This window comes from Stenotrophomonas sp. STEN013 (genome assembly GCF_056760355.1).
On record NZ_JBRREO010000001.1, the window covers coordinates 357845 to 382865 of the forward strand.

Here is a 25021-nt window from a genome sequence, read left to right on the forward strand (position 1 = left end):
CCTCGATATCAGGGGGCCGGCACTGCCAGCGATACTGGTTCAGATGCGGTTGCAATGGTGTGATTCAAGGGCGGGGAGCCTGCCCTGTTCAGCTGCAATCGCCGCCTCCGGCCAAGTATCGCCACACCGTCACCCCGTGCATTGATCCGGCGCAAACGCCTGCGCGAGCGGGTTATCCGCCGGTCAATGCGGTCCGCAGTTCGCGCAACTGCTGTTTGACCGCCCGCGCCTGCGCCACCTCCAGCCGCAACAGCGCCTTCTGCCCCACCGAGCGCGCCTGCAGATCCGGATCGACAAAGCGGTACCTGCCACGCTCATCCCGCACCAGCGACGGGGCAACCGGCGGTTCGGGCGTCAGCAGCAGATGGTCGATGACCGCGACCAGGCGGTCGTTGAAATGGCCATCGGGATGCCCGACCTCGCGCCAGGCCTGCTGGATCAGCGGATACAAACGGCGATAGGCCTGCGCCAGCCGCTGGGCATCAACGCCGGTGAAGGCGTCCACATAAGGCGCATAGCGCGCCGCATTGGCCGCGGCCAGCTGCTCACCGCCCTGGCCGTCAGCTTGCAGCAGGGGGCTGCCGGTAACCGGGCGGAGCGCCATCGCCGCCGCCGGCAGGCTGGATTGGGTGAGATTGTCGATATGCACCACGCCGCGCTGGATCAGGTGCCCGGGCACCAGCAAGGTCAGCAGTCCGTCCGGAAACATCCCGCCCAGCATCTGCATCACCTGCGCATCGCTGTCGGCCAGCGCAGGCAGCGCCACATCGGCGGCATCCGTGCTGCCGAGCGGATAACGCGGCGAGGCCGCGACCGGCGCTGCGGCAATCTGCGACGGTGCCGCGGCCGGCGCTGCCACCCCGGTATTACCGCCGGGCGCAACCTTGCCCGGCGACGGCAGCCGGCGCAGATCATCCTGGAACAGCCAGCCCCCGGCCCCGCCTACCGCCACCACTCCCAGCACCACCCACGGCCACACCGCTTTGCGCTTCTGCATCACTTGCACCTCGTATTGCATGTGAGGGTGTGACCGGGCCGATCGGCGAGGGTTCCCCCGCTATTGGCCGGTCGGCCGCTTCTGCAACGACAGCAGTCCCAGCATCAGCGCCAGCGCGACATAGGCGCCGGCGAACTGCCAGCTGATGATCTTCGGCAGGCCTTCCAGCATCCACGGCAGGTAGATGCCGCCGCGCGGATCCACCGAATGGATCAGGCCGAACAGGGTCAGCCCGGCGGCGATCAGCATCAGCACCGCACCGCGCCGCAACTGGCCATCGATCATCGCCACCACCGTGGCGATCCACAGCATCGCGGTGATGATGAAGCCGTTGCCAAGGGTGAAGATCACCGCCAGCTCCGGCAGGCCGTGCCCATCCAGCGTCGTGGTCATCGCCACCAGCTGTTCCGGCGCGATCCAGCCCGGGGCCTTGATCGCCAGCAGATAGGCCACCGACGGCAGAAAGCCCAGCACCATCGCCCCGGCATGCGCGCGCGGGGTTGCCTGGAAGGCCTGGGTGGTGATGTCGATGGCCACGTACACGATGATTGGCGCCAGCACCGCCAGGGGCAGCCACTGCACCAGCCCCGAGATCACCCCGAGCATGCCGCCGATGCCGATGAACAGGCCGGTCAGCAGCGTGTAGCCGCTGCGCGCGCCCATGTGCTTGTAGGCCGGCTGGCCGATATACGGCGTGGTCTGTGCCACCCCACCGCACAGCCCGGCCACCAGCGTGGCGAAGGCTTCCACCAGCAGGATGTCGCGGGTGCGGTAATCGTCACCGGCCGCGCGGGCGCTTTCGGAAACGTTGATGCCACCCACCACCATCAGCAGGCCGAACGGCAGCAGCAGCGGCAGATAGGTCATCGCCGTGGGCAGGCCCTCGATGAAACCCAGGCTCGGCCATGGCAACACCACCTGCGGCGGCGTCCATTGCGGCACCTTGAAGCCCGGCGCGCCGAGCCCGGCCAGCCCCAGCCCGTAATACAGCAGCGTGCCGAACACGAACGCGACCAGCACTCCCGGCGCGCGGACCGGCAGGCGCCCCTTGGCGATCAGCACATACAGCAGCAGACCGAGGGTGACGAAACCCACCACCGGCGAGCGCAGCGTTTCCAGCAAGGGCAGAAAACCCATCAGCACGATCGCGATCCCGGCGATCGAGCCCAGCAGCGCGGCCCGCGGCAGCGCGCGGGTCACCGCCTCGCCGAAAAACGACAGCACGGTCTTGAGCACGCCCATGATCACCAGCGAAGCCATGCCCAGCTGCCAGGTGGCGATCGCCGCGGCGTGCGGGTCCAGCCCCTGCGCCTTGAACGCGACGAACGCCGGGCCCAGCACCAGCAGCGCCATGCCGATACTGGTGGGCGCATCCAGCCCCAGCGGCATCGCAGTGACATCGTCGCGGCCGGTCTGCGCGGCCAGCCGCCGGGCCATCAGCGTGTACATCAGATTGCCGACCAGCACGCCCAGCGCGGTGCCGGGGAACATGCGCCCGAACACCACATCGGCCGGGAACTGGAACATGCCCACCAGGGCCATCGCGATGAAGCCCAGGATCGACAGGTTGTCGACCACCAGGCCGAAGAAGCCGTTGAGATCGCTGGCGACGAACCAGCGCCGAGGGAAGCTTGAAGCGGAAGAATTCATGAGAATGTCGTCAGGAAAGCGTGGCGGAGTAATCGCGGGGATGTTGGGTGCGGATGGAGCAGATCAGCCGTTCGGGGGCAGTTTCACCCAGCCCAGCACCGGGCCGTGGCGGGGATTGTGGTAGCGCAGCTGCAGCCAGCCCTCGGCTTCGTCCAGCAGCTCGACGCGATCACCTTTGCGCAGATATCGCCGGGTGACGGTGTCGCCGGCCCTGCTGTACAGCTGCAGTTTGTCCGGCACCACCGAGGCACTGCGGCCCGGCAACGGTGCATCCTCCAGTGGCGGATCGAATGCATCCCGGATGGCACTATCAACACGCTTGCCTGCAACGTCCCAGGTGCTCCACACGGTGAGGATTTCCGGATCCCCATCCCCGGCTACCCCGAGATCCAGAACCGGCGCCAAGGGGGCGGTGTCGAGCATGGCGCCGCGCATCGAGCGATACAGGTAGACCCTGTCTGCCTGGTAGCGGTAGACATCGCTGTACCACATCGGCCCACTGCGGCAGCTGCTGGTCAGTGTGCGTGTGGCCGGGTCCGGGGTCAGCGACCAGAAGCCCGCGCAGCTGATGTGCGCCCCCGCAGGCGCGGCCAATGTCCGGAACTGGCCGCTGGCCGGCTCGTACAGGTAGACCGTGACCGCCTCGTTGACCTGGCCCAGCGTCGCGCGGGTAGCCAGGTCCTGGTAACCGTCGAAGTTGTAGTCGGCGTGGCCCAGGCGCGTGCCGCCGCCTGCTTCATCCGTGGAGGCGAGCAGTAGCTGGCGGGCCGAGGAGCGACTGGTACCCACGTCCACGCGGCCATCGCCGGGCAAGCGCGCATGCGCGCTCACAGCGGCGGTGACCTCGAAGCGTATCTCGCGGTCATCGCCAGCGCGCGCTGGCGCTGCCGGCAGCACAACCGCTGCGAGCAGCAGGCCGAAAGCGGCATAACGCCAGCGGGGTCTGGGTATGGGGGGCGTCATGGAGAAACTCGTCTGCACTTGGAAGCTGCCCGCAGGCTAGTCGATCCGGTGTCGCTCAGAACGAAACCTCGACCGGCTGCCGCGACCACAGCACCGACTGGTGCCGGGTGGCCTGCTTCCACGCCAGACGGATCGCCTCGATGTCATCGCGACGCTGCGCGGTGTCTTCGTGCAACACCACCAGCACTTTCGTGCGCAGCCGGTTCGGCTCCGGCGCGCCGCGGAACAGCCACTGGCCATAGGCATCGAACACGGTCAGGCCATCGGGAAAGCGTGGCGTCACCTCCTTGTCCAGAAAGGCGCGCCACTGTGCCTCGCTGACGATATCGGTCTGTTCGCGCGCGGAATTCCCGCTTTCCTCGCCGACGCCGAAATACAGCTCGCTGCGCACCCAGCCACTGGCCGCGGCCGGACGCGCCGCATCGTCCTGCAGTGTGGCGGTGACCGCACTGCCCGCCGGAGCAGTCGACGACAGGCTGGCGCAGCCGGTCAGGGCCAGGGTGGCGGCGAACAGGAGGGCTTGCAACTTCATCGGGGAACTCCGGAACAGGGAAAGACAGGAATGGAAGGACGGCCGATGGCGCAGATCGCCATCGGCGATATGCAGATGCCCTGCGCGGTACTTGCGCCGGATGCCGTCATCACGCCAAGATAATATATCGCTTCATCCGGATGGATGTAAGCAATAAATTCCCTCCCCGCCCTTCTCCGGAGTTTCCATGTCCCGCCCCACCTCGGCCCCGCTTGGCCTGGCCATCGCGCTGGTGCTGCCTTCTCCCGCCTTTGCCCAGGACGCCCCGCAAGCCACCAACCTGGACACGGTGATCGTCACCGGCACCCGCGCCATCGACCGCACCGTGCTCGAATCCACCGCGCCGGTGGACGTACTCAGCGCCGAGGACATCCGCAAGGCCGGCGTGGTCAACGGCGAGCTGGGCAGCGCGCTGCAGGCGCTGCTGCCCTCGTTCAACTTCCCGCGCCAGTCCAACTCCGGCGGTGCCGACCATGTGCGTGCCGCGCAACTGCGTGGTCTGTCGCCGGACCACGTGCTGGTGCTGGTCAACGGCAAGCGCCGCCACAACAGCGCCCTGGTCAATACCGACAGCAAGATCGGCAAGGGCACCACGCCGGTCGACTTCAATGCCATCCCGGTCAGCGCGATCAAACGCATCGAGGTGCTGCGTGACGGCGCCGGCGCGCTGTATGGCTCCGATGCGGTGGCCGGCGTGATCAACGTGATCCTCGACGACGCGCCGGAAGGTGGCGCCATCGAGGCCAGCTTCGGCGCCCACCACACCGACCTCAAGCCGATCGGCCGCACCCTGACCGATGGCCAGACCAGCTTCTTCAGCGCCAAGGTCGGCACCGCCCTGACCGATGACGGTGGCTTCCTGCGCGTGGGCCTGGAACTGAAGAACCGCGAAGCGACCAACCGTGCTGGTTTCGACCAGATCCCGCCGTGGGAGGCGCAGACCCCGGACAACCTGGCCCTGGCCGGCAAGCGCAACTACTCGCTCGGCGATGGCGCCAGCAAAGACCTCAACGCCTGGTTCAACAGCGAGATTCCGCTCGGCGCGACCTCCAAGGCCTATGCGTTCGGCACCTGGAACCAGCGCGATACCGAAGGCGCCAACTACTTCCGTTACCCGGACGGTGAGGCCAACTGGAAGGCGCTGTACCCGAACGGCTACCGCCCGATCTCCGAAGGCGAAAACCTGGATGTGCAGCTGGTGGCCGGTGCCCGCGGCGAACTCGGCGACTGGAACTACGATGCCAGCCTCGACCATGGCCGCAACGCGTTCACCTATCGACTGCACAACTCGCTCAACGCCTCGCTCGGCCCGGCCAGCCCGACTCGCTTCAAGACCGGTGATTTCAGCTTCGCGCAGACCGTGGCCAACCTGGATTTCGGCCGCATCTTCGTGCGCGCCAATGACAGCCACAGCCTCGGCTTCGGCATCGAAGGCCGTCACGAGCGCTATGAAACCGGCGCTGGCGACCCGGCCAGCTATGCCGCCGGCCCGTATACCGACCGCCCGACCGGCTCGCAGGCCGGCGGTGGCCTGACCCCACAGGACGAGGCCGATCTGTCGCGCGATGTGATCAGTGCCTATACCAGCCTGTCCTCGACCTTCGGCGAGAAATTCTCCACCGATATCGCCGCCCGCTACGAGCACTACCAGGATTTCGGCGGTGAGCTGACCGGCAAGTTGGGCGCACGCTACGCCTTCGCCCCGGCCTTCGCACTGCGCGGCTCGATCTCCAACAACTTCCACGCACCGTCGCTGAGCCAGATCGGCTACGAGTCGACCTCGACCGGCTACACCGCCGGTGGGCAGCTGGTGCAGGGCCGGCTGCTGTCGGTGAACAACACGATCGCACGTGCGCTGGGCGCCACCGACCTGAAACCGGAGAAGTCGGTCAACACCAGCCTGGGTTTCACCAGCCAGATCGGCAGCCACTTCGACCTGTCGCTGGACCTGTTCCAGATCGACATCGATGACCGTATCGCACTGTCGGAAAGCATCCGTGGCGATGCGCTGACCGATTTCGTCCAGCAGCAGTTCGGCATCGGCGGGCTGGAAAGCGCGCACTATTTCGTCAACGCCGCCGACACCCGTACCCGCGGCGCCGAGTTCGTCGGCAACTGGCGGCAGTCGCTGGGCGATGGCGAGCTGCTGCTGACCGGTACCTGGAGCTATGCCAAGACCGAGCTGAAGAACGTGCTGGCTACGCCGGCGCAGCTGCTGGCGCTGGATCCGGACTATGTGCTGTTCGGCGTGGAAGAGAGCAACACGCTGACCGATGCCGCCCCGCGCACCCGCGCGCAGTTCGCCGCGAGCTGGGCCAATGACCGCTGGTCGTTGAGCAGCCGGCTCAGCCGCCACGGCAGCGCCAAGCGCGTGTTCGATTTCGGCGATGGCTATGTGCCGACCCAGACCTACCAGGCCGAATGGCAGTTGGATGCGGAAGTCGAATACCGCATCAGTCCGCAGTGGAGCGTGGCGGTTGGTGGCCAGAACCTGACCGACAACTATCCGGACCTGTCGAACGAAGACATCCACTACTTCGGCAACCTGCCGTATGACGTGCTGTCACCGATCGGAAGCAACGGTGCGTACTGGTATGGCCGGGTGCGCTTTACGTTCTGATCGGTAAACACGCCGGCTCCCCTCTCCTGGCAGCAGGCGAGGGGAGCTGCACCCACATCGCCCCATGTGCGGTCATGCAGCGGCTGTCGCACGCGGGATGACCTTCCCATAACAACTGTCGCGGCATAGTGTCGGCATGTTTGAAGAACTACAGCGTCCGCCGCCTCCGGCGCTGGCGGACACCGATGCGCTCTTCCTCGACGTCGACGGCACCCTGCTCGCCTTTGCCGATCATCCGGACAAAGTGAAGCCCGACGCGCCGCTGCTGGACCTGCTTGCCATCCTGCACCGGCGTCTGGGCGGTGCGCTGGCGTTGCTCAGTGGACGGCCGCTGACCCAACTGCAGCAGATGTTCACGCCCTTGCAACTGCCAATGGCAGGCCTGCACGGCGCACAGCTGCGGCACTGCGCCGAGGCCCCCCTTCCGGACAGCGGTACCGCACCGTGGCTGCATGCTCTGCACGTGCGCGCGCAACAGCTTGCCCACGCGCACCCCGGCATGCTGGTCGAACACAAGGGCCAGTCTCTGGCACTGCACTGGCGCAACGCCCCGGACGCCGCCGGCGCCATCACCGCCTTTGCCCGTGCCCAGCTGCCGCAGCTGCCCGGGGTGCGTCTGCAGCCCGGCAACCATGTCATCGAGTTCGTCACCGCCACGCATGACAAGGGCCGGGCACTGCGGGAACTGATGCAGCACCCGCCTTTTCAGGGCCGCCGTCCGCTCTTCATCGGCGACGATCTCACCGACGAGCACGGATTTCAGGCTGCGCAGCAGTCTGGCGGTCTGGGCGTGCTGGTCGGCCAACGCGCCGAAAGCCATGCGCGGAGCGCCCTGCCCGACATCCCCGCCGTACACGCCTGGCTGCGCGCAGCCACGACCTGACCCCTCCGGAGGAAACAGCGACGCCAGCGGCGTTCGCACAACAAGGAGTAAGCAATGCAAGACGCCACCCTCGACCTTGGCGTAGTTGGCAATGGCAGTTTCGGCGCGCTCATCGACACACAGGCGCGCGTGGTGTGGAGCTGCCTGCCCAGCTTCGATGGCGACCCGGCCTTCTGTGCCCTGCTCGGCCCCAACCAGCACCCGGGCGGTGACTTCGGCATCGAGCTGGAGGACTTCCGCGACAGCGAGCAGTCCTATCTCACCAATACCGCCATCCTGCGCACGGTACTGTATGACCGCCACGGCGGTGCGGTGGAAGTCATCGACTTCGCACCACGCTGGCGGCAGAACGAGCGCTTCTACCGTCCGGTCAGCCTGATCCGCCAGGTCACCCCGCTGTCGGGCAGCCCGCGCATCATCGTGCGTGCGCGGCCACTGGCCGACTGGGGCGCACGCCAACCGGACACCACCTGGGGCAGCAACCACATCCGCTGGCTGCTGCCGGACCACGCCTTGCGCCTGACCACCGATGTGCCGGTGCGCTTCGTGCGGGACGGCCTGCCGTTCGTGCTCAACCACCGCGTGCACCTGGTACTGGGCGTGGACGAATCACTCAACCGCTCGCTCAGTGGCTATGTGCAGGAATCCTTCCAGCGCACGCGCGACTACTGGCGCGAATGGGTGCGCTACCTGTCCATTCCGCTGGAATGGCAGGACGCGGTGATCCGCAGTGCGATCACCCTGAAGCTGTGCCAGTACGAAGACAGCGGCGCGATCATCGCCGCGATGACCACCTCCATTCCCGAAGCCCCCGGCAGCATCCGCAACTGGGACTACCGCTATTGCTGGCTGCGCGATGCCGCCTTCGTGGTGCGCACGCTCAACCGCCTCGGCGCGACCCGCACGATGGAGCAGTTCCTCGGCTACATCTTCAACCTGGCCACCAGCGATGGCAGCCTGCAGCCGCTGTATGGCATCGGTTTTGAAGCCAAGCTCGATGAGGAGGAGGTGGCGACGCTGTCCGGCTATCGCGGCATGGGGCCGGTGCGGCGCGGCAACCTGGCCTGGCTGCAGCGCCAGCACGATGTCTACGGCAGCGTGGTGCTGGCCTCGACCCAGCTGTTCTTCGACCAGCGCCTGCAGGATCCGGGCGACGCGCACACCTTCGCCCGGCTGGAGCCCTTGGGCGAACAGGCCTTCGCCCTGCATGACGTGCCTGATGCCGGACTGTGGGAGTTCCGCGGCCGCACCGACGTACACACCTATACCAGCGCGATGTGCTGGGCGGCCTGTGATCGCCTGTGCAAGATCGCAGTGCGGCTCAAGCTCGATGCACGTGCGCAGTACTGGCGCGAGCGCGCCGATATCATCCATGAGCGCATCATGGAAAAAGCCTGGAGCGAGCAGCTCGGCCACTTCACCGATACCTTCGGCGGCCATCGCCTGGATGCCTCGCTGCTGCTGCTGGCCGATCTGGGCTTCATCGACGCCAGCGACGCCCGCTTCATCGCCACCGTCGAGGCCATCGGCCGGGACCTCAAGCATGGCAACGCGCTGTACCGCTACATCGCTCCGGATGATTTCGGCGAACCCGAAACCAGCTTCACCATCTGCACGTTCTGGTACATCGATGCGCTCGCCGCAATCGGCCGCATGGAGGAGGCACGCGAAATGTTTGAAGCGCTGCTGCAACAACGCAACCACCTGGGCCTGCTGTCGGAGGACCTTGCCTTCAACGGTGGCGAAGCCTGGGGCAACTTCCCGCAGACCTACTCGCATGTCGGGCTGATCACCGCCGCGATGCGTCTGTCGCGCAGCTGGCAGGAGGCCTCGTGAGCCGGCTGGTGGTCGTCTCCAACCGGGTGGCCGTGCCCGGCGAGAATCGCGCCGGTGGCCTGGCGACAGGCCTGCTGGCGGCACTGCGCGAGCGCGGGGGACTGTGGTTCGGCTGGAGCGGGCGCAGCACCGCGACAAGCGGGGCACTGCACGAGCACACCGACGGGGCCATCCGCCTGCTCACCATGGACCTGAGCAAGGCCGATCTGGACACCTACTACAACGGATTCTCCAACCGGACGTTGTGGCCGCTGCTGCACTTCCGCCTGGACCTGGTGGACTACGACCGCAGCAAACGCGCCGGCTATTGGCGCGTGAACAGGCTGTTCGCCGATACCTTGGCACCGTTGCTGCGCGAAGACGACACGGTCTGGATCCATGACTACCACCTGATTCCGCTGGCCTCACTGCTGCGCGAGCGCGGGGTGGGCTGCCGGATCGGCTTTTTCCTGCACGTGCCAGTGCCCTCGGCCGATCTGATCCATGCGCTGCCCGACCACCGCGCGCTGTTCCAGACCTTGCACGCCTACGACCTGCTGGGCTTCCAGACCCGGCGCGACGTGGACCGCTTCCAGTCCTATGTGCGCCTGTTCGGCGGCGGCAGTCTGATCGACAGCCAATGGATACAGGCCCCCGACGGTCGCCGTGTGCGCACTTCCGCCTTCCCCATCGGCATCGACACGGAGCACATCGCCCGGCAGGCACGCAGCGCCGCCGGTAACAGCGCGGTGCGCGCACTGCGGCAGAGCCTGCAGCACCGCAAGCTCGCCATCGGCGTGGACCGGCTGGACTACTCCAAAGGGCTGCCCGAGCGTTTCCACGGCTTCGAGCGCTACCTCAGCCGCCATCCGCAGGACAAAGGCACGATGACCTTCCTGCAGATCGCGCCGGTCTCGCGCGGCAGCGTCAACGAATACCGCAAGCTGCGCGGGGAACTGGAACAGCTGGCCGGCCACATCAACGGCAGCCATGCCGAAGCCGATTGGACCCCGCTGCGCTACGTCAACCAGAACTATGCGCACAGCACCCTGACCGGCTTCTACCGGGAGGCGGCAGTGGGACTGGTCACGCCCTTGCGCGACGGCATGAACCTGGTCGCCAAGGAATACATCGCCGCGCAGAACCCGGAAGATCCCGGAATGCTGGTGCTGTCACTGCTGGCCGGCGCCGCCGACGAGCTGCAACAGGCGCTGCTGGTGAACCCGCACGATCTGGATGGCGTGGCCGATGCCATCGCCACGGCGGCGAACATGCCACGCGCCGAACGCATCGAGCGCTGGCAGACGATGATGCAGCACCTGCGCGAATTCGATATCAACCGCTGGCGCCGCGACTACCTGCAGGCACTGGAAGCGGCCCCTTGAACTGCTCCAGCCTCAGTCCAGAAACCGTTCGCGGCTGGCCGCATCGGGCACAAAGCAGCGCTCATGGCGGCCGAACCAGCGGTACCGGTTGCGCGCCAGCCAGCGGTAGCCGCGGTCACGCAGTGGCGCGGGAACCACCCGGGCCAGCACGGCCAGCGTCCAGACACCGCCCAGTCCGGCCACCACCCGGATAATCGCGTCGGTATCGGTGTACGCGATGCCATCCTCCAGCAGCAGGAAGGACAGCGGATCCTCCGGATCCAGCCCGTAGCGGTGCAGGAGGCTGCGACCGCAGCGGCCCTGCATCGCCGCGAAGCGGTAGCGTCCGCCGCGATCAAAACGCAGCAGGAACCCGACCCAGCGGCTGCACAGCGCACACACGCCGTCGAACACGATCACCGCCGGCTCAGTGCGCATCGGTGTCTGGCAACAGCCAGCCCTCGTAGCGGATGAGCCGGCCGATCAGCGGCATCGAGACGTCGACCAGGAATTCGTAGCGTCCGGCCTGTTCGCGTTCGCGGCAGTGCACCTGGGCGAACCAGCGTGCCGGCAGGGGCAGCAGCCCGAAGGCCCAGGCCCGCTCGACCCGCCACAGGATCTGCCCGGCGCTTTCGGACAGGCCGAAGCGGAAACGCACCGCGCCCAGCTGCTCGAACAGCCGCCCGCCGCGCTGCCAGAGCCGCGAGTGCATCCGCGCCGGCCCGAAACGGCGACGCCAGCACTCGCCATCGGCATCGACCACGAACTCGACAGCCACTGGCACGGTCGAGGTCGGCGGCAGACGCGCCAGCCAGGCGCACGGCGCTACCAGCCAATGGCTGCCGCGCATTACGTCACCCTGCCCGCTCCAGCGTTGCCGGTCACGCACCGAATGCAATGCCCGCAGTTGCGGCGACAGCTGTTCGAACGCGGAACCCAGCACCTGCGCGAACAGCGGCACATTCATCCCTGCATCCACACCAGGGTGGCGATCCGGCCACTGCGGCGGTCACGGCGGTGCGAGAACCAGCGCGCGGGGTCGGTGATCGTGCACAGATCACCACCGTGGATAGCGGCCGGTTCCATCCCCGCGGCCAGCAGCCGCTGCCGCGCCAGCGCGTACAGGTCCACCCGCCAATGGCCGGGCCGGGTCGGCGTGAACGCCGCTTCCGCCTCGGCCGAGCGGGCGACGAACGCCTGATACACGTCAGCGCCAATCTCATAGTGCGCCGGTCCGGCCGCCGGCCCCAGCCAGGCGATCACCGACCCGGCCGGCGTACGCATCGCCGCCAGCGTGGCTTCCAGCATGCCTTCGGCCAACCCGCGCCAGCCGGCATGGGCGGCGGCGACTTCACCGCCATCACGCGCGGCGAACACTACCGGCAGGCAATCGGCGGTGAGGATCGCCAGCACCACGCCCGGCACTGCGGTCACCGCGGCATCGGCCACCGGTTCGGCGTCGATGCCCTGCGCGGCGGGCGGCGCGTCAAAACGCAGCACACCGGTGCCATGCACCTGCCGCAACCAGTGCGGGGCCGAAGGCAGCCCGGCCAGGCGCTGCAGCTCCTCACGATTGCGCTGCACCTGCGCCGGATCGTCACCGTCAGCGGCCGTGCGGTTGCCGAGATTGAAGGTATCGAACGGGGGCTGCGAGCCACCCGCCCCATGGCGCGTCGTGGTGAAGGCACACACGCCCGGCGGCGCCGGCCAGTGGGCCCGCATCCACGGCTGCGCGCTGGGCATCAGCGGCGGTCCCGCTCGCGCTCGGCGAAGGCTTCCGAATCCTCACGCAGCGCCTTCATCAGCGCCAGCAGGTCGGCCGGCACCGGCGCGGTGTTGCGGATCGTTTCGCCACTGACCGGGTGCACGAACTCCAGGGTTTCAGCATGCAGCGCCTGACGCTTGAAGCCGCGCAACTGCGCAATCAGCTCATCGGTGGCGCCCTTGGGCAGCTTCAGCGAACCGCCATACAGCGGATCGCCGACGATGGCGTGCTTGAGGTGGGCCATGTGCACGCGGATCTGGTGGGTGCGGCCGGTTTCCAGACGGCATTCCAGGGCGGTGTGCGCGCGGAAGCGCTCACGCAGCCGGTAATGGGTCACCGCGTCCTTGCCGTCCTCGCGCACGCCCATGCGCAGACGGTCACGGGCGTGGCGGTCGATCGGCGCATCCACGGTACCGCCGGCGACCAGCGCACCGACCACGACCGCCAGATACTGGCGGTGCACTTCACGTGCCGACAGCTGCTCCACCAGCGCGGTCTGCGCCTGCAACGTGCGCGCCACCACCATCACGCCACTGGTGTCCTTGTCCAGGCGATGCACCACACCGGCACGCGGCACCTTGGCGATCTCCGGGTCCCGGAACAGCAGCGCGTTGACCAGGGTGCCGCTCGGGTTGCCGGCGCCCGGATGGACCACCAGCCCGGCCGGCTTGTCGATCACCAGCACATGCTCGTCCTCGTACAGCACCGACAGCGGGATATCCTCCGGCACCGCGTGTGTCTCGATCTCCAGCACCGCGTTCAATGTGGCCAGCTCGCCGCCACGGACCGGATCGCGCGGCCGCACCGGCTCGCCGTCGAGCAGTACCGCGCCGGTCTTGATCCACTCGGTCAGGCGCGAACGGGAGAATTCGGGAAACAGTTCGGCCAGCACGGCATCAAAACGACGACCGGCAGCGGAATCGGGGACCAGCGCCTGGCGCTGGGTGGCAGAGGTGTTCTCGGACATGGGAAAGACCAACAGAAAGACGAAATTGGGGGTCCTGACGGCAACAGTCAGTCGCAGGACAGGCCACTAGGCTATCATCGCCCCTTCGTATTCCTGCCGCGTCCTGCCCTGACCCATGATCCGAGGCTTCTCGATGCTGTCCGCCCCCCTCCGTTTCACCGCCCTGCTGCTGGTGCTGGTTTTTGCCGTTTCCGGCTGCCACCGCGGTACCAAGGGCAAGAATGCCGACGAAGGCGTGCCGGTCGAACAGCTGTTCGAAAAGAGCCACAAGCTGATGCAGGGCGGCAACTGGTCGGGGGCTGAAAACAGCTTCCGGCGCCTGATTGCGCAATATCCGTACGGCCCGTACACCGAGCAGGCGATGATCGAAAGCGCCTACGCCCAGTACAAGGCCGGCAAGAACGATGACGCGGTGTCCAGCATCGACCGCTTCATCCGCACCTACCCGACCCATCGCAACATCGCCTATCTGTACTATCTGCGTGGCCTGGCCAACAGCAACCGCGATACGGTTTTCCTGCGCCGCGTATGGTCCTTGGATCCGAGCCGCCGCGATCTGTCCTCGCCGCGTCAGGCCTATGCCGATTTCACCATCGTCACCGAGCGCTACCCGAACAGCCGCTACGCCGCCGACGCGCGCCAGCGCATGATCGAGCTGCGCGACGTGTTCGCCCAGCACGAGCTGGACAACGCCCTGTACTACGCCCGTCGCGGCGCCTGGGTCTCGGTCGCCGGCCGCGCCAACTACCTGCTGGAAACCTATCCGCAGAGCGCCTTCCAGTACGATGCGGTGGCACTGCTGGCCGAGGCCTATACCCGCCTGGGCAACCAGACCCTGGCCGATGACGCCCGTCGCGTGCTCGAGCTGAACCAGCCCGACCACCCGTGGCTGGCCGGCAACTGGCCCAAGTACCCGTGGATGATCCGCAAGCTCAACCCGTTCGCCGGCGAGAAGTCGGTGGCCACCGGGCAGCGCAACGCCACCATGGGCAAGAAGTAAGCGGCCGGATCCATCCGGCGCAGACACAGGAAAGGGGCCTTGCGGCCCCTTTCTTTTTATCCCTTGAACGGTTTGGGCCGGCTCAGCCGCGGAAACCGTTGCTGATCGGATAGCGCCGTTCCCGGCCGAACGCACGCCGTGACACCTTCGGCCCCGGCGCGGCCTGGTGGCGCTTCCACTCGCCAATCCGCACCAGCCGCAGCACCCGGTCCACCACCTCCGGCGCATAGCCGGCGCCGATGATGTCCTCGCGCGACTGCTCCTGGTCGACGTAGCGGTACAGGATGCCGTCGAGCACGTCGTAGGCCGGCAGCGAATCCTGGTCGGTCTGGTTCTCGCGCAGCTCGGCCGACGGCGCGCGCGCGATCACCGCCGGCGGGATCACCGGGGCTCCGCCCACGGTATTGCGCCACTTGGACAGGCCGTAGACCTCGGTCTTGTACAGGTCCTTCAGCGGCGCGTAGCCGCCGCACATGTCGCCGTAGATGGTAGCGTAGCCGACCGCGTACTCGCTCTTGTTGCCGGTGGTCAGCAGCAGGCCACCGAACTTGTTGGCCAGCGCCATGAGGATCACGCCACGGCTGCGCGACTGCAGGTTCTCCTCGGTGACGTCGGGCGCCTGCCCTTCGAACATCGCCGACAGCGACTGCATCAGGCCTTGGAAGGCCGGCTCGATCGGCACCGTCTCCAGCTTCACCCCCAGCGCGCGGCACTGCTCCACGGCCAGGTCATTGGACAGGTCGGCGGTGTAGCGCGAAGGCAGGCTGACCGCGGTGACGTTGGCCGCGCCCAGCGCATCCACCGCCAGCGCCAGCACCAGCGCCGAGTCGATACCGCCGGACAGGCCCAGCCAGACCTTGGAAAAGCCGTTCTTGCGGCAGTAGTCCTGGATGCCACGGGTGACCGCGCGCCAGGCCAGCGCGTCCATGCTTTCATCGCCATCATCGATCCAGCGCATCGGCATGAAGCTGCGGCGGGCCACGTCGTAGTCGACCACCAGCATCTCCTCGGCAAACGCCACCGCGGCCGGATGCACGATGCCATCGCCATCGGCCACCACCGAGGCGCCATCGAACACCACCGCGTCCTGGCCGCCGACGGTGTTGACGTAGACGATGCCGACGCCGGTCTCGCGGCTGCGCTCGGCCAGCAGCGCATCGCGCTGGGCGTGCTTGCCACGTTCATAGGGCGAGGCGTTGGGCACCAGCACCAGCTCGGCGCCGGCCTTGGCCGCACCGGCCAGCGGCTCGGCAAACCAGAGGTCCTCGCAGATCACCAGCCCCAGCTTCACGCCGTTGACCTCGAATACGCAGTCGCCGCCGTCCGGATCGACGTCGAAATAGCGGCGCTCGTCGAACACCGCGTAGTTGGGCAGCTCACGCTTGCGGTAGGTGGTTTCCACCGCCCCCTCGCGCAGCACGCTGGCCGCGTTGTAGACCACCGCGCCGGCGCTCTGCGGCCAGCCGACCACCGCCACGATGCCGTGCGCGGCGGTCGCAATACGCTGCAGCGCCTGCTCGCACTGGCGCAGGAATCCCGGGCGCAGCAGCAGATCTTCCGGCGGATAGCCGCTGACCGCCAGTTCCGGAAAGAGCACCACCTCGGCGCCGTATTCGTCGCGCGCCTCGTGCATCAACTCGATGATGCGGTCGGCGTTGCCCGCCACATCACCGACCGGGAAGTCGAACTGGGCCAGAGCGATGCGAAGCGATTGGGTCATGTCAGCTGCCTTGTTCTGCGGGCATCCCCATGCGGATGCCGGAAAGGAAACACCTGGCGGGCTGACGCCCGCCCCGTGCAACCGCCGCGCGGATGCACCGGGCCATTATTCCAGATGTGGCCCATTGCCCGCCGTAGCGGGGCGCAGCCGGGCGACGGTCCAAAAGAAAAGGCCGCCCGAAGGCGGCCTTTTCCAGACATCCATGCAGCGGATGGCTTACTTCTTCATCAGCTCGGCAATCGCCGCGCCCAGATCGCCCGGCGAACGGACGGTCTTCACGCCAGCGGCTTCCATCGCGGCGAACTTGCCTTCGGCCGTGCCCTTGCCACCGGAGGCGATCGCACCGGCGTGGCCCATGCGCTTGCCGGCCGGAGCCGAGGCACCGGCGATGAAACCGACGACCGGCTTCTTGACGTGCTTGGCGATGTACTCGGCGCCGGCTTCCTCGGCGTCGCCGCCGATTTCACCGACCATGATGATGCCTTCGGTCTGCGGGTCTTCGTTGAACAGCTTCAGGCAGTCGACGAAGTTCAGGCCGTTGATCGGGTCGCCGCCGATGCCGATGCAAGTCGACTGGCCCAGGCCCACTTCGGTGGTCTGCTTGACCGCTTCATAGGTCAGCGTGCCCGAGCGCGACACGATGCCGATCTTGCCCGGCATGTGGATGTGGCCCGGCATGATGCCGATCTTGCACTCGCCCGGAGTGATGACGCCCGGGCAGTTCGGCCCGATCAGCACGGTGTCCGGATGCGAACGGGTCAGCACGTTCTTCACGCGCAGCATGTCCAGCACCGGGATGCCTTCGGTGATGCAGACGATGACCTTGATGCCGGCCGCAGCGGCTTCCAGGATCGCGTCGGCGGCGAAGGCCGGCGGCACGTAGATGACCGAGGCGTCGGCGCCGGTGGCGGCGACGGCATCGGCGACGGTGTTGAACACCGGCAGTTCAAGATGGGTGGTGCCACCCTTGCCCGGGGTCACGCCGCCGACCACCTGGGTGCCGTATTCCAGCATCTGGGTGGCGTGGAAGGTGCCCTGCTGGCCGGTGAAGCCCTGCACGATCACCTTGGTGTTCTTGTTGATCAAAACGCTCATGGGTAATTCCTTGGGGTGTCGTGGATCAGGCAGCAGACTTGACCGCGTCAACGATCTTCTTGGCGCCATCGTTGATGTTGTCAGCCGGGATGATGGCCATGCCGCTGTCACGCAGCAGCTGCTTGCCTTCTTCCACGTTGGTGCCTTCCAGACGGACCACCACCGGAACCTTGACGCCCACTTCCTTGACCGCGGCGATGATGCCTTCGGCGATCATGTCGCAGCGGACGATGCCGCCGAAGATGTTGACGAAGATGCCTTCGACCTTGTCCGAGGACAGGATCAGCTTGAACGCTTCGATCACGCGCTGCTTGTTGGCACCGCCGCCCACGTCCAGGAAGTTGGCCGGCTCGCCGCCGTTGAGCTTGATCACATCCATGGTGGCCATGGCCAGGCCGGCGCCGTTGACCATGCAGCCGATGTTGCCGTCCATGGTGACGTAGTTGATGTCCAGCTCCGAGGCGATCACTTCGGTCGGGTCTTCCTGGGTCTTGTCGCGCATGGCGACCAGATCCTTGTGGCGGTAGCTGGCGTTGTCGTCGCTGTCGAACTTGCCGTCCAGCGCGTACAGGTTGCCGTCGTCCAGAATCGCCAGCGGGTTGATTTCAACCAGCGCCAGGTCCTTTTCGTTGAACAGGCGGTACAGGTTGACCATGATGCTTGCGAACTGGCCGGCCTGCTTGGCGGTCAGGCCCAGCTTGAAGCCGAAATCGCGACCGTGGTAACCCTGCACGCCTTCAACGAAGTCAACGTTGAGGGTGTGGATCAGCTCCGGGGTCTCGGCGGCGACCTGCTCGATCTCCACGCCACCTTCGGACGAGGCGATATAGCTGATGGTCTTGGTGCCACGGTCCACGAGGACGGACAGGTACAGCTCCTTGACGATCTCACCGGCGGTGGTCACCAGCACCAGGTTGACCGGCAGCTCGACGCCGGCGGTCTGGTAGGTGGCCATCTTGGTGCCGAGCATCTTGGCCGCAGCGGCCTTCACATCGTCGACGGTCTTGCAGAACTTGACGCCGCCGGCCTTGCCGCGACCGCCCGCATGGATCTGCGCCTTGACCATCCAGGGGCCTTCGCCCAGCGACTGGGCAGCGGCAACGGCCTCATCGGCGGTGGCTGCGACCTTGCCGGCCGGGACCGGAATGCCATATTGGGCAAGCAGCTGTTTTGACTGGTATTCGTGGAAATTCATGCGTCACCGTGGGAATAGGAACGACCGCCTCATAAGTCCGCGAGGCCAAAGTGGCCGTCATACAGCGCAGGCGGGCCGGCTATTGTCGCCGACCCCGGGCCGCGGCGCAAAGAAGTCTGTACAAATCATCGGCGCGGGTCCGGTTTTCAAAAGCTTTTCAGTCACTTGCCCGTGAATCTGGACGCAGCCACGGCGCCGCCCGCCACCGGTTCGGCACCTATACTGTGCGCTCGTCGCGAGGAAAGGAGTCCGGCTTGTCCCCCAGCTCATCGCTTATCGATCGCATCGAATCGATCCCGCGACGCGAACTGTATTTCTTCGCGCTCTACCGGCTCTTGGTCGCCAGCCTGATCGCGGCGCTGGTGTTCAGCCCGCTGTCCATGCTGGTTGGCGAGCCCCATCACCCGCGACTGGCGCAGCTGGTCTCCATCGGCTACCTGCTGGTTTCGCTGGGCCTGTTGATCTGGGGCCGCAACGAACGCTGGCTGCAGACCATCGTCCTGTGCAGCGTGATGGTCGACACCGTGGCCGCGATGCTGCTGACCCACGCCCTGCCCGGCGCCAGCGCCGGCATCTCGATGTCGCTGCTGTTCAACATCGCCGCCGCGGCGATGCTGCTGCCGCTCGCGCGCGGCATGCTGGTGGCGCTGGGCGCCAGCTCCGCCACCGTGCTCGAATTCGTCTGGCGCGAGCTGGAGGACGGCAGCAATGCGCGCACCGTGGCCGAACTGGCGATGTTCATCACCAGCTATCTGGCGCTGGCCTGGATCAGCTACCAGATCGGCAACCGTGCACGCCGCAACCAGCAGCTGGCCGAGCAGCGCGGGGCCGAAGTGGCCAACCTGTTCGAGATCAACGAACTGATCATCCGCCGCATGCGGACCGGCGTGCTGGTGGTCGATGGCCACGGCCGCATCACCGTGGCCAACGAGGCCGCCACCGCCCTGCTCGGCGATGCCGGCGGCACCCTGGACGATGGCGAGAACCGGCTGTCGCTGCGCGCGCCCGAACTGGCCAAACGCCTGCAACGCTGGCGCAATGGCTGGCGCGAGGAAGAATTGCCGCTGCAGCTGGCGCCCGACCAGGCCGAGGTGCAGCCGCGCTTCGCCCGGCTGCTGGCCGACAGCGAACTGTCGCTGGTGTTCCTGGATGACACCACCGTTGTCTCGCGCCGCGCCGAATCGCTGACGCTGTCCACGCTGGGGCGCTTCTCCGCCAGTCTGGCCCATGAAATCCGCAATCCGCTGGCGGCAATCAACTACGCCACCCAGCTGCTGGAGGAATCGCCGGATATCGGCGAAGCCGACCGCCGCCTGCTGCAGATCATCCATCACCAGTGCCAACGCACCAACGGCATTGTCGAAAGCGTGCTCGGCCTGGCCCGGCGCGAACGCGCCAACCCGGAGAACCTGGACCTGGCCAGCTTCGTCCGCCGCTTCGTGCTGGAGTACCGGCAGACCCTGTCCATCGAGACCGACAGCCTGGAAGTCATCATCCGCGAGGCCTCGGTGATGGCGCTGATGGATCCCCGGCACCTGCACCAGGTGCTGACCTCGCTGGTGCACAACGCGCTCAAGTACGGCCGTCTGGCCGAGGAGCCGGCACGGGTCCGCATCCGCGTCGCCTCGGCCGAACGCCACGCCATCATCGATGTGACCGATCGCGGTCCCGGCATCCCCGACGCGGTGGCCGCACAGCTGTTCCGGCCGTTCTACACCACCTCCGAACACGGCACCGGGCTGGGGCTGTACATCGCCCGCGAGCTGTGCCGTGCCAACCAGGCACAGCTGGACTACATCTCCGTGCCGGCCGGCGGCGCCTGCTTCCGCCTGACCCTGTCCGCGCCGCCCCAGACCCTGCCGCACTGATACCCCGGGCACACTCCCGCTGGCGCGAGGTTGGCGGCAACCGGCCTCCTCCGCTATCGTTCCCGCCATGAATGTGACGCACAGCGCCCTGGTCGTCGATGACGAACGCGACATCCGTGAGCTTCTGGTTCTCACCCTTGGCCGGATGGGGCTGCGCATCAGTACCGCGGCCAACCTGGCCGAAGCGCGCGAGCTGCTGGCCAGCAACCACTTCGATCTGTGCCTGACCGATATGCGCCTGCCCGACGGCAACGGCATCGAGCTGGTCACCGAGATCACCCGCGACCACCCGCGTACACCGGTGGCGATGATCACCGCCTTTGGCAGCATGGATCTGGCGGTGGAAGCGCTCAAGGCCGGCGCCTTCGACTTCGTCAGCAAGCCGGTGGACATCAGCGTGCTGCGCGGCATGGTCAAGCACGCGCTGGAACTGAACAATACCGAACGCCCCCGCACCCCGGCGCCGCCGGAAAATGCCGCGCGCCTGCTCGGCGAATCGGCGGCGATGGACGAACTGCGCGCCACCATCACCAAGGTCGCGCGCAGCCAGGCACCGGTCTACATCCTGGGCGAATCCGGCGTCGGCAAGGAGCTGGTCGCCCGGACCATCCACGAGCAGGGCGCCCGCGCGGCCGGGCCATTCATCCCGGTCAACTGCGGCGCCATCCCCGGCGAATTGATGGAGAGCGAGTTCTTCGGCCACCGCAAGGGCAGCTTCACCGGTGCCCACGCCGACAAGCCCGGGCTGTTCCAGGCCGCCAACGGCGGCACCCTGTTCCTGGACGAAGTGGCCGAGCTGCCGCTGCAGATGCAGGTCAAACTGCTGCGCGCGATCCAGGAAAAATCGGTGCGCCCGGTGGGCGCGGCGGCCGAAGTTCCGGTGGACGTGAGGATCCTGTCGGCCACCCACAAGGATCTGGCCGAACTGGTGGAGGATGGACGCTTCCGCCACGACCTGTACTACCGCATCAACGTGATCGAACTGCGCGTGCCGCCGCTGCGCGAACGCCGCAGCGACCTGCCGCAACTGGCGGCGGCCATCCTCAGCCGGCTGGCACACGCACAGGGACAACCCCTGCCTGCGCTGGCCCCCTCCGCCATCGATGCCCTGACCGACTATGCGTTCCCGGGCAACGTACGCGAGCTGGAGAACATCCTGGAGCGCGCGCTGGCGATGGTCGAAGGTGGGCATATCGGCGCCGATGATCTGCGGTTGCCGCACGCCCGGCCGTTCGGTGCCGATGGCGGCAAGGGCGCCGCCCCCCAGGAAGCGGTGATCGATATCGATCCGGCCAACGCCGCGCTGCCCACCTACATCGAGCAGCTGGAGCGCTCCGCAATCCAGAAGGCGCTGGAAGAAAACCGCTGGAACAAGACCCGCACCGCCGCGCAGCTGGGCATCACCTTCCGCGCCCTGCGCTACAAGCTGAAAAAGCTGGAAATGGAGTAACCGGCGTCCCGCAGATCGGCAGAGAACTGCAGCAATGAAAAACGCCGGGTTTACCCGGCGTTTTTCATTGGATCAACCGGTCCTGGATCAATCTTTGGTCACGCGATTGATCTCGGCCAGGCTGGTCACACCGTGAGCGGCCTTGAGCAGCGCGGACTGGCGCAAATCATTCACCCCGACCCGCTGCGCGGCCGCGGCGATCTCCATCGCATTACCGCCCTGCAGCACGATCGAGGCGATCTCGTCGGTCATCGGCATCACCTGGTAGATACCGGTACGGCCCTTGTAACCCTCGGTGCACTCCTCGCAGCCCACCGGCTCGTACAGCTGGATACCCTTGTCGATCTGCTCGGCGGTGAAGCCTTCGGCCAGCAGCGCGTTTTCGGGCAGCTGCAGCGGACGCTTGCAGTTGGAGCACAGCCGGCGGGCCAGGCGCTGGGCAATGACCAGCGTCACCGAGGAGGTGATATTGAACGGCGCGATACCCATGTTCATCAGGCGCGCGATGGTTTGCGGGGCATCGTTGGTATGCAGCGTGGACAGCACCATATGGCCGGTCTGCGCGGCCTTGATCGCGATCTCCGCCGTTTCCAGGTCACGGATTTCACCGACCATGATCACGTCCGGGTCCTGACGCAGGAACGAGCGCAACGCCGCGGCGAAGGTCATGCCGCGCTTGTTGTTCTGCTGCACCTGGTTCACGCCCGGCAGACGGATTTCCACCGGGTCTTCGGCGGTGGAGATGTTGCGGGTCTCATCATTGAGGATGCCCAGCGCGGTATACAGCGACACGGTCTTGCCCGAACCGGTCGGGCCGGTCACCAGCACCATGCCGTAGGGCTTGTGGATCGCCTCCAGGAACAGCTTCTGCTGCTCCGGCTCGTAGCCGAGCTTGTCGATGCCCAGTTTGGCCGCGCTACCATCGAGGATACGCAGCACGATCTTCTCGCCGAACAGGGTCGGCAGCGTGCTGACACGGAAGTCGATCTGCTTGGTTTTGGACAGGTTGAGCTTGATACGGCCGTCCTGCGGCACGCGCTTTTCGGCGATATCCAGCTGCGACATCACTTTCAGGCGCGCGGCGATGCGCTCGCGCAGCTTCACCGGCGCCTTGGCCACCTGCTTGAGCAGGCCATCGATGCGGAAACGCACCCGGTACTCGTCCTCGTACGGCTCGAAATGGATGTCCGAGGCGCCCTTGCGGATCGCATCGACCAGCACCTTGTTGACGAACTTGACCACCGGGGTGTCGTCGCCCTTGGCGTCGATACCGGCGTCGCCACCACCTCCCATGTCCTCATCGCCGGCGGCGACATCCAGATCGCCCACATCACCGTCGTCGCCGCCCAGCGCGTTGCCCAAGCTGTCATTGCTGGCCAGCCAGAGGTCCAGCGTGCGCTTGATCTGCTCCTCGTCCACCAGAATGGACTCGACAACCAGATTGGTGTGGAACTTGATCTCATCCAGCGGCTGGGTCGGGTTGCTGGTGCCCACGAACAGCTTGCCGCCGCGCTTGAACAGCGGCAGCACGCGGTGTTTGCGCAGCAGCTCTTCGCTGACCAGCTTGATCGCGCTCTGGTTGGCATCGAACACCGACACATCCAGCAACGGCATGCCGAATTCCATCGCGTTGGCCGCTGCCATGCTGGCGGCGCTGACCAGCTTCCTGTCGGCCAGCCATTGCGCCAGCGGCACCTTGGCATCGGTGGCCTGGGCCATCGCGGTGCGCGCAGTGGCTTCGTCCAGCGCTCCGTCCTGGACCAGACGCCGGGCGATGCCGGTAATACCCACCAGGTTGGCGGATGCCAGTGTGTTCATGGGATTCCCCCTTCAATCAGACCAGAAAGATACCGCATCCGGCCGCCACGGCGGCTGCCGCACTGCCCGGATCGCCCCGCTCCCGCCTTCGTCCTGCCCGGGCACGAAGGGGGTTGCCAAGTCGTTGCCGGCCGGTCTACAGCAGGCCGCGGCGCAGCTCCGCCGCCGAGCGCGGCGACAGCAGGCCCGGGGCCACATCGAACACCGTCACCGCTCCCACCTGCCCGGCGCGGTTCATGCGGTACACCGCCCGCGCATAGGCCACCAGCACGCTGGCGGTGAACTGCGGGTTGCTGTCCAGCTTCAGCGAATACTCCACCACCTGCGAGACACCCTCGGCGGTGCTGCCGCTGCGGATCACAAAACCGCCATGCGGCATGGCCGAATGCTCACGCGCCAGCTGCTCGGCACTGATGAAATCCACGCGGGTGTCGTACTGGTCAAAGTAATGCGGCATCGACACGATCGCCTGCCGCACCTCTCCGGCATCGGCACCGTCCTCCAGCACCACGAAGCAGTGCCGGGTGTGCTTGTCGCGGGTGGACAGGTGCGGGCGCGCGCCGCTGCGCACCTGCGCCATGGCCGCGTCCGAGGGCAGCGTGTACTGCACCCCGGCGGCCACGCCCGGCACCCGGCGGATCGCATCGGAATGACCCTGGCTCAGGCCCCGGCCCCAGAAGGTGTAAGTCTCGCCTTCCGGCAGCAGCGCCTCGCCGAACACGCGGTTGAGCGAGAACAGCCCCGGGTCCCAGCCGCAGGCCACCAGCGCGGTACGCCCGGCCGCCCGGGCCGGCACGTCCACCGCCTCGAAGTACTCCGGGATGCGCGCATGGGTGTCGAAGCTGTCCACCGTATTGAAGCGCGCCGCCAATGCCGGCCCCTGTGCCGGCAGGTCGTCCTTGGAGCCGCCGCACAGCACCAGCACGTCGATATCCGCGCGCGGCACCTCCAGCGCTTCGATGCCGTGGACCGGCGTAGCGGCAGAGACCGTGGCCACCTGGCCCGGCGGGCGACGGGTGAACACCCCGGCCAGCACCATGTCCGGATTGCGCGCGATGGCCAATTCCACTCCGCGTCCCAGATTGCCGTAACCCACGATTCCGATGCGGATGGCATCACCCATTGCTGATTCCTGTTTCTGAAGGGGGGACGCGCCTGCCGGCCTGCAACAAGGTGGCGACGCGGGCCGGCATTATCCCTTCACGCACAGTCCGGCGCATCGGGCAGTCGAGTCGCCCGGGTAAGGCCATCGGCCGCACCCGGGGAAACACCGCGGTGCAGGCATCGCAGAGGTCCCGGGTGCGCGTTGCTTACCCGGG

General features: G+C 66.9%; 20 protein-coding genes. 7 read left to right on the forward strand and 13 right to left on the reverse strand.

Annotation, left to right across the window (positions count from 1 at the left end; translation table 11 throughout):
• Positions 1 to 172 precede the first annotated feature (172 nt).
• From ACVOMH_RS01570 to ACVOMH_RS01585, 4 genes are all read right to left on the reverse strand, one after another.
• Positions 173 to 997, reverse strand: a complete 825-nt coding sequence (locus ACVOMH_RS01570; RefSeq protein ID WP_481550820.1) for a DUF3014 domain-containing protein — start codon at positions 995 to 997, stop codon at positions 173 to 175.
• Positions 998 to 1057: 60 nt separating this feature from the next.
• Entirely contained in the window at positions 1058 to 2647 is a 1590-nt protein-coding gene (locus ACVOMH_RS01575) for a SulP family inorganic anion transporter (protein WP_481550821.1), read from the reverse strand.
• Positions 2648 to 2710: 63 nt separating this feature from the next.
• Positions 2711 to 3610, reverse strand: a complete 900-nt coding sequence (locus ACVOMH_RS01580; RefSeq protein WP_481550822.1) for an FG-GAP repeat protein — start codon at positions 3608 to 3610, stop codon at positions 2711 to 2713.
• Between the two features lie 55 nt (positions 3611 to 3665).
• Positions 3666 to 4142 (reverse strand): DUF3574 domain-containing protein, encoded by a 477-nt coding sequence (locus ACVOMH_RS01585; RefSeq protein WP_481550823.1) that lies wholly within the window; start codon positions 4140 to 4142, stop codon positions 3666 to 3668.
• Positions 4143 to 4329: 187 nt separating this feature from the next.
• On the opposite strand from ACVOMH_RS01585, the gene ACVOMH_RS01590 reads away from it, so the two are divergent.
• The 4 genes from ACVOMH_RS01590 (at position 4330) to otsA (ending at position 10845) form a co-directional block, all read left to right on the forward strand.
• Positions 4330 to 6762 (forward strand): TonB-dependent receptor plug domain-containing protein, encoded by a 2433-nt coding sequence (locus tag ACVOMH_RS01590; protein ID WP_481550824.1) that lies wholly within the window; start codon positions 4330 to 4332, stop codon positions 6760 to 6762.
• Positions 6763 to 6898: 136 nt separating this feature from the next.
• A complete protein-coding gene (otsB, locus tag ACVOMH_RS01595; protein ID WP_054658494.1) occupies positions 6899 to 7645 on the forward strand; it encodes a trehalose-phosphatase in 747 nt (248 codons plus the stop codon).
• A 54-nt stretch (positions 7646 to 7699) separates the two neighbouring features.
• Positions 7700 to 9481, forward strand: coding sequence for a glycoside hydrolase family 15 protein (locus tag ACVOMH_RS01600; protein ID WP_057505899.1), 1782 nt, complete (start codon positions 7700 to 7702; stop codon positions 9479 to 9481).
• Positions 9478 to 10845, forward strand: a complete 1368-nt coding sequence (gene otsA, locus ACVOMH_RS01605; protein WP_054658492.1) for an alpha,alpha-trehalose-phosphate synthase (UDP-forming) — start codon at positions 9478 to 9480, stop codon at positions 10843 to 10845. Before ACVOMH_RS01600 ends, otsA begins: the two co-directional genes overlap by 4 nt.
• 12 nt (positions 10846 to 10857) lie before the next feature.
• On the opposite strand, the gene ACVOMH_RS01610 is transcribed toward otsA, so the two are convergent.
• From ACVOMH_RS01610 to rluD, 4 genes are read right to left on the reverse strand one after another with little or no spacing between them, the layout of a single operon-like run.
• Positions 10858 to 11262: a thiol-disulfide oxidoreductase DCC family protein gene (locus ACVOMH_RS01610; RefSeq protein ID WP_054658490.1), complete on the reverse strand. Its 405-nt coding sequence runs from the start codon at positions 11260 to 11262 to the stop codon at positions 10858 to 10860.
• Complete coding sequence (locus tag ACVOMH_RS01615; RefSeq protein WP_199398897.1) at positions 11252 to 11785, reverse strand: DUF4166 domain-containing protein; 534 nt, start codon at positions 11783 to 11785, stop codon at positions 11252 to 11254. The genes ACVOMH_RS01610 and ACVOMH_RS01615 overlap by 11 nt, the downstream gene beginning before the upstream one ends.
• Positions 11786 to 11787: 2 nt before the next feature.
• The gene (gene pgeF / locus ACVOMH_RS01620; protein WP_057505901.1) at positions 11788 to 12567 is read right to left on the reverse strand and encodes a peptidoglycan editing factor PgeF; all 780 of its coding nucleotides are present in this window, start codon (positions 12565 to 12567) and stop codon (positions 11788 to 11790) included.
• Positions 12567 to 13556, reverse strand: coding sequence for a 23S rRNA pseudouridine(1911/1915/1917) synthase RluD (gene rluD / locus ACVOMH_RS01625; RefSeq protein WP_057505902.1), 990 nt, complete (start codon positions 13554 to 13556; stop codon positions 12567 to 12569). Before rluD ends, pgeF begins: the two co-directional genes overlap by 1 nt.
• Positions 13557 to 13671: 115 nt before the next feature.
• Between rluD and ACVOMH_RS01630 the strand changes: the two genes are divergently transcribed.
• Positions 13672 to 14556, forward strand: coding sequence for an outer membrane protein assembly factor BamD (locus ACVOMH_RS01630; RefSeq protein ID WP_054658154.1), 885 nt, complete (start codon positions 13672 to 13674; stop codon positions 14554 to 14556).
• Positions 14557 to 14638: 82 nt separating this feature from the next.
• Here ACVOMH_RS01630 and ACVOMH_RS01635 read toward each other — a convergent pair whose 3' ends face one another.
• From ACVOMH_RS01635 to sucC, 3 genes are all read right to left on the reverse strand, one after another.
• Positions 14639 to 16276, reverse strand: a complete 1638-nt coding sequence (locus tag ACVOMH_RS01635) for an NAD+ synthase (protein WP_481550825.1) — start codon at positions 16274 to 16276, stop codon at positions 14639 to 14641.
• Positions 16277 to 16492: 216 nt separating this feature from the next.
• Positions 16493 to 17371 carry a succinate--CoA ligase subunit alpha gene (gene sucD / locus ACVOMH_RS01640; RefSeq protein ID WP_054658152.1) on the reverse strand — a complete coding sequence of 293 codons (879 nt, stop codon included), beginning with the start codon at positions 17369 to 17371 and terminating at the stop codon, positions 16493 to 16495.
• A gap of 25 nt (positions 17372 to 17396) precedes the next feature.
• Positions 17397 to 18566 carry an ADP-forming succinate--CoA ligase subunit beta gene (gene sucC / locus ACVOMH_RS01645; protein WP_481550826.1) on the reverse strand — a complete coding sequence of 390 codons (1170 nt, stop codon included), beginning with the start codon at positions 18564 to 18566 and terminating at the stop codon, positions 17397 to 17399.
• A gap of 254 nt (positions 18567 to 18820) precedes the next feature.
• Between sucC and ACVOMH_RS01650 the strand changes: the two genes are divergently transcribed.
• Both ACVOMH_RS01650 and ACVOMH_RS01655 read left to right on the forward strand, forming a co-directional pair.
• The gene (locus ACVOMH_RS01650; RefSeq protein WP_481550827.1) at positions 18821 to 20434 is read left to right on the forward strand and encodes a sensor histidine kinase; all 1614 of its coding nucleotides are present in this window, start codon (positions 18821 to 18823) and stop codon (positions 20432 to 20434) included.
• Positions 20435 to 20501: 67 nt separating this feature from the next.
• Positions 20502 to 21884 carry a sigma-54-dependent transcriptional regulator gene (locus ACVOMH_RS01655; RefSeq protein WP_057505905.1) on the forward strand — a complete coding sequence of 461 codons (1383 nt, stop codon included), beginning with the start codon at positions 20502 to 20504 and terminating at the stop codon, positions 21882 to 21884.
• Between the two features lie 87 nt (positions 21885 to 21971).
• Here the strand turns inward: ACVOMH_RS01655 and pilB are convergent, their stop codons facing one another.
• A complete protein-coding gene (gene pilB, locus ACVOMH_RS01660) occupies positions 21972 to 23702 on the reverse strand; it encodes a type IV-A pilus assembly ATPase PilB (protein ID WP_481550828.1) in 1731 nt (576 codons plus the stop codon).
• Positions 23703 to 23838: 136 nt separating this feature from the next.
• Positions 23839 to 24825 (reverse strand): diaminopimelate dehydrogenase, encoded by a 987-nt coding sequence (locus ACVOMH_RS01665; protein WP_481550829.1) that lies wholly within the window; start codon positions 24823 to 24825, stop codon positions 23839 to 23841.
• Between the last annotated feature and the right edge of the window lie 196 nt (positions 24826 to 25021).

Coding starts and splice junctions, on each gene's coding strand:
- sucC (WP_481550826.1), bottom strand. CDS start 18,566: ATGAATTTCCACGAATACCAGTCAAAACAGCTGCTTGCCCAATATGGC.
- ACVOMH_RS01590 (WP_481550824.1), top strand. CDS start 4,330: ATGTCCCGCCCCACCTCGGCCCCGCTTGGCCTGGCCATCGCGCTGGTG.
- ACVOMH_RS01600 (WP_057505899.1), top strand. CDS start 7,700: ATGCAAGACGCCACCCTCGACCTTGGCGTAGTTGGCAATGGCAGTTTC.
- ACVOMH_RS01635 (WP_481550825.1), bottom strand. CDS start 16,276: ATGACCCAATCGCTTCGCATCGCTCTGGCCCAGTTCGACTTCCCGGTC.
- ACVOMH_RS01630 (WP_054658154.1), top strand. CDS start 13,672: ATGATCCGAGGCTTCTCGATGCTGTCCGCCCCCCTCCGTTTCACCGCC.
- ACVOMH_RS01655 (WP_057505905.1), top strand. CDS start 20,502: ATGAATGTGACGCACAGCGCCCTGGTCGTCGATGACGAACGCGACATC.
- sucD (WP_054658152.1), bottom strand. CDS start 17,371: ATGAGCGTTTTGATCAACAAGAACACCAAGGTGATCGTGCAGGGCTTC.
- ACVOMH_RS01575 (WP_481550821.1), bottom strand. CDS start 2,647: ATGAATTCTTCCGCTTCAAGCTTCCCTCGGCGCTGGTTCGTCGCCAGC.
- ACVOMH_RS01570 (WP_481550820.1), bottom strand. CDS start 997: ATGCAGAAGCGCAAAGCGGTGTGGCCGTGGGTGGTGCTGGGAGTGGTG.
- otsB (WP_054658494.1), top strand. CDS start 6,899: ATGTTTGAAGAACTACAGCGTCCGCCGCCTCCGGCGCTGGCGGACACC.
- pgeF (WP_057505901.1), bottom strand. CDS start 12,567: ATGCCCAGCGCGCAGCCGTGGATGCGGGCCCACTGGCCGGCGCCGCCG.
- ACVOMH_RS01665 (WP_481550829.1), bottom strand. CDS start 24,825: ATGGGTGATGCCATCCGCATCGGAATCGTGGGTTACGGCAATCTGGGA.
- pilB (WP_481550828.1), bottom strand. CDS start 23,702: ATGAACACACTGGCATCCGCCAACCTGGTGGGTATTACCGGCATCGCC.
- ACVOMH_RS01585 (WP_481550823.1), bottom strand. CDS start 4,142: ATGAAGTTGCAAGCCCTCCTGTTCGCCGCCACCCTGGCCCTGACCGGC.
- rluD (WP_057505902.1), bottom strand. CDS start 13,556: ATGTCCGAGAACACCTCTGCCACCCAGCGCCAGGCGCTGGTCCCCGAT.
- ACVOMH_RS01610 (WP_054658490.1), bottom strand. CDS start 11,262: ATGCGCACTGAGCCGGCGGTGATCGTGTTCGACGGCGTGTGTGCGCTG.
- ACVOMH_RS01580 (WP_481550822.1), bottom strand. CDS start 3,610: ATGACGCCCCCCATACCCAGACCCCGCTGGCGTTATGCCGCTTTCGGC.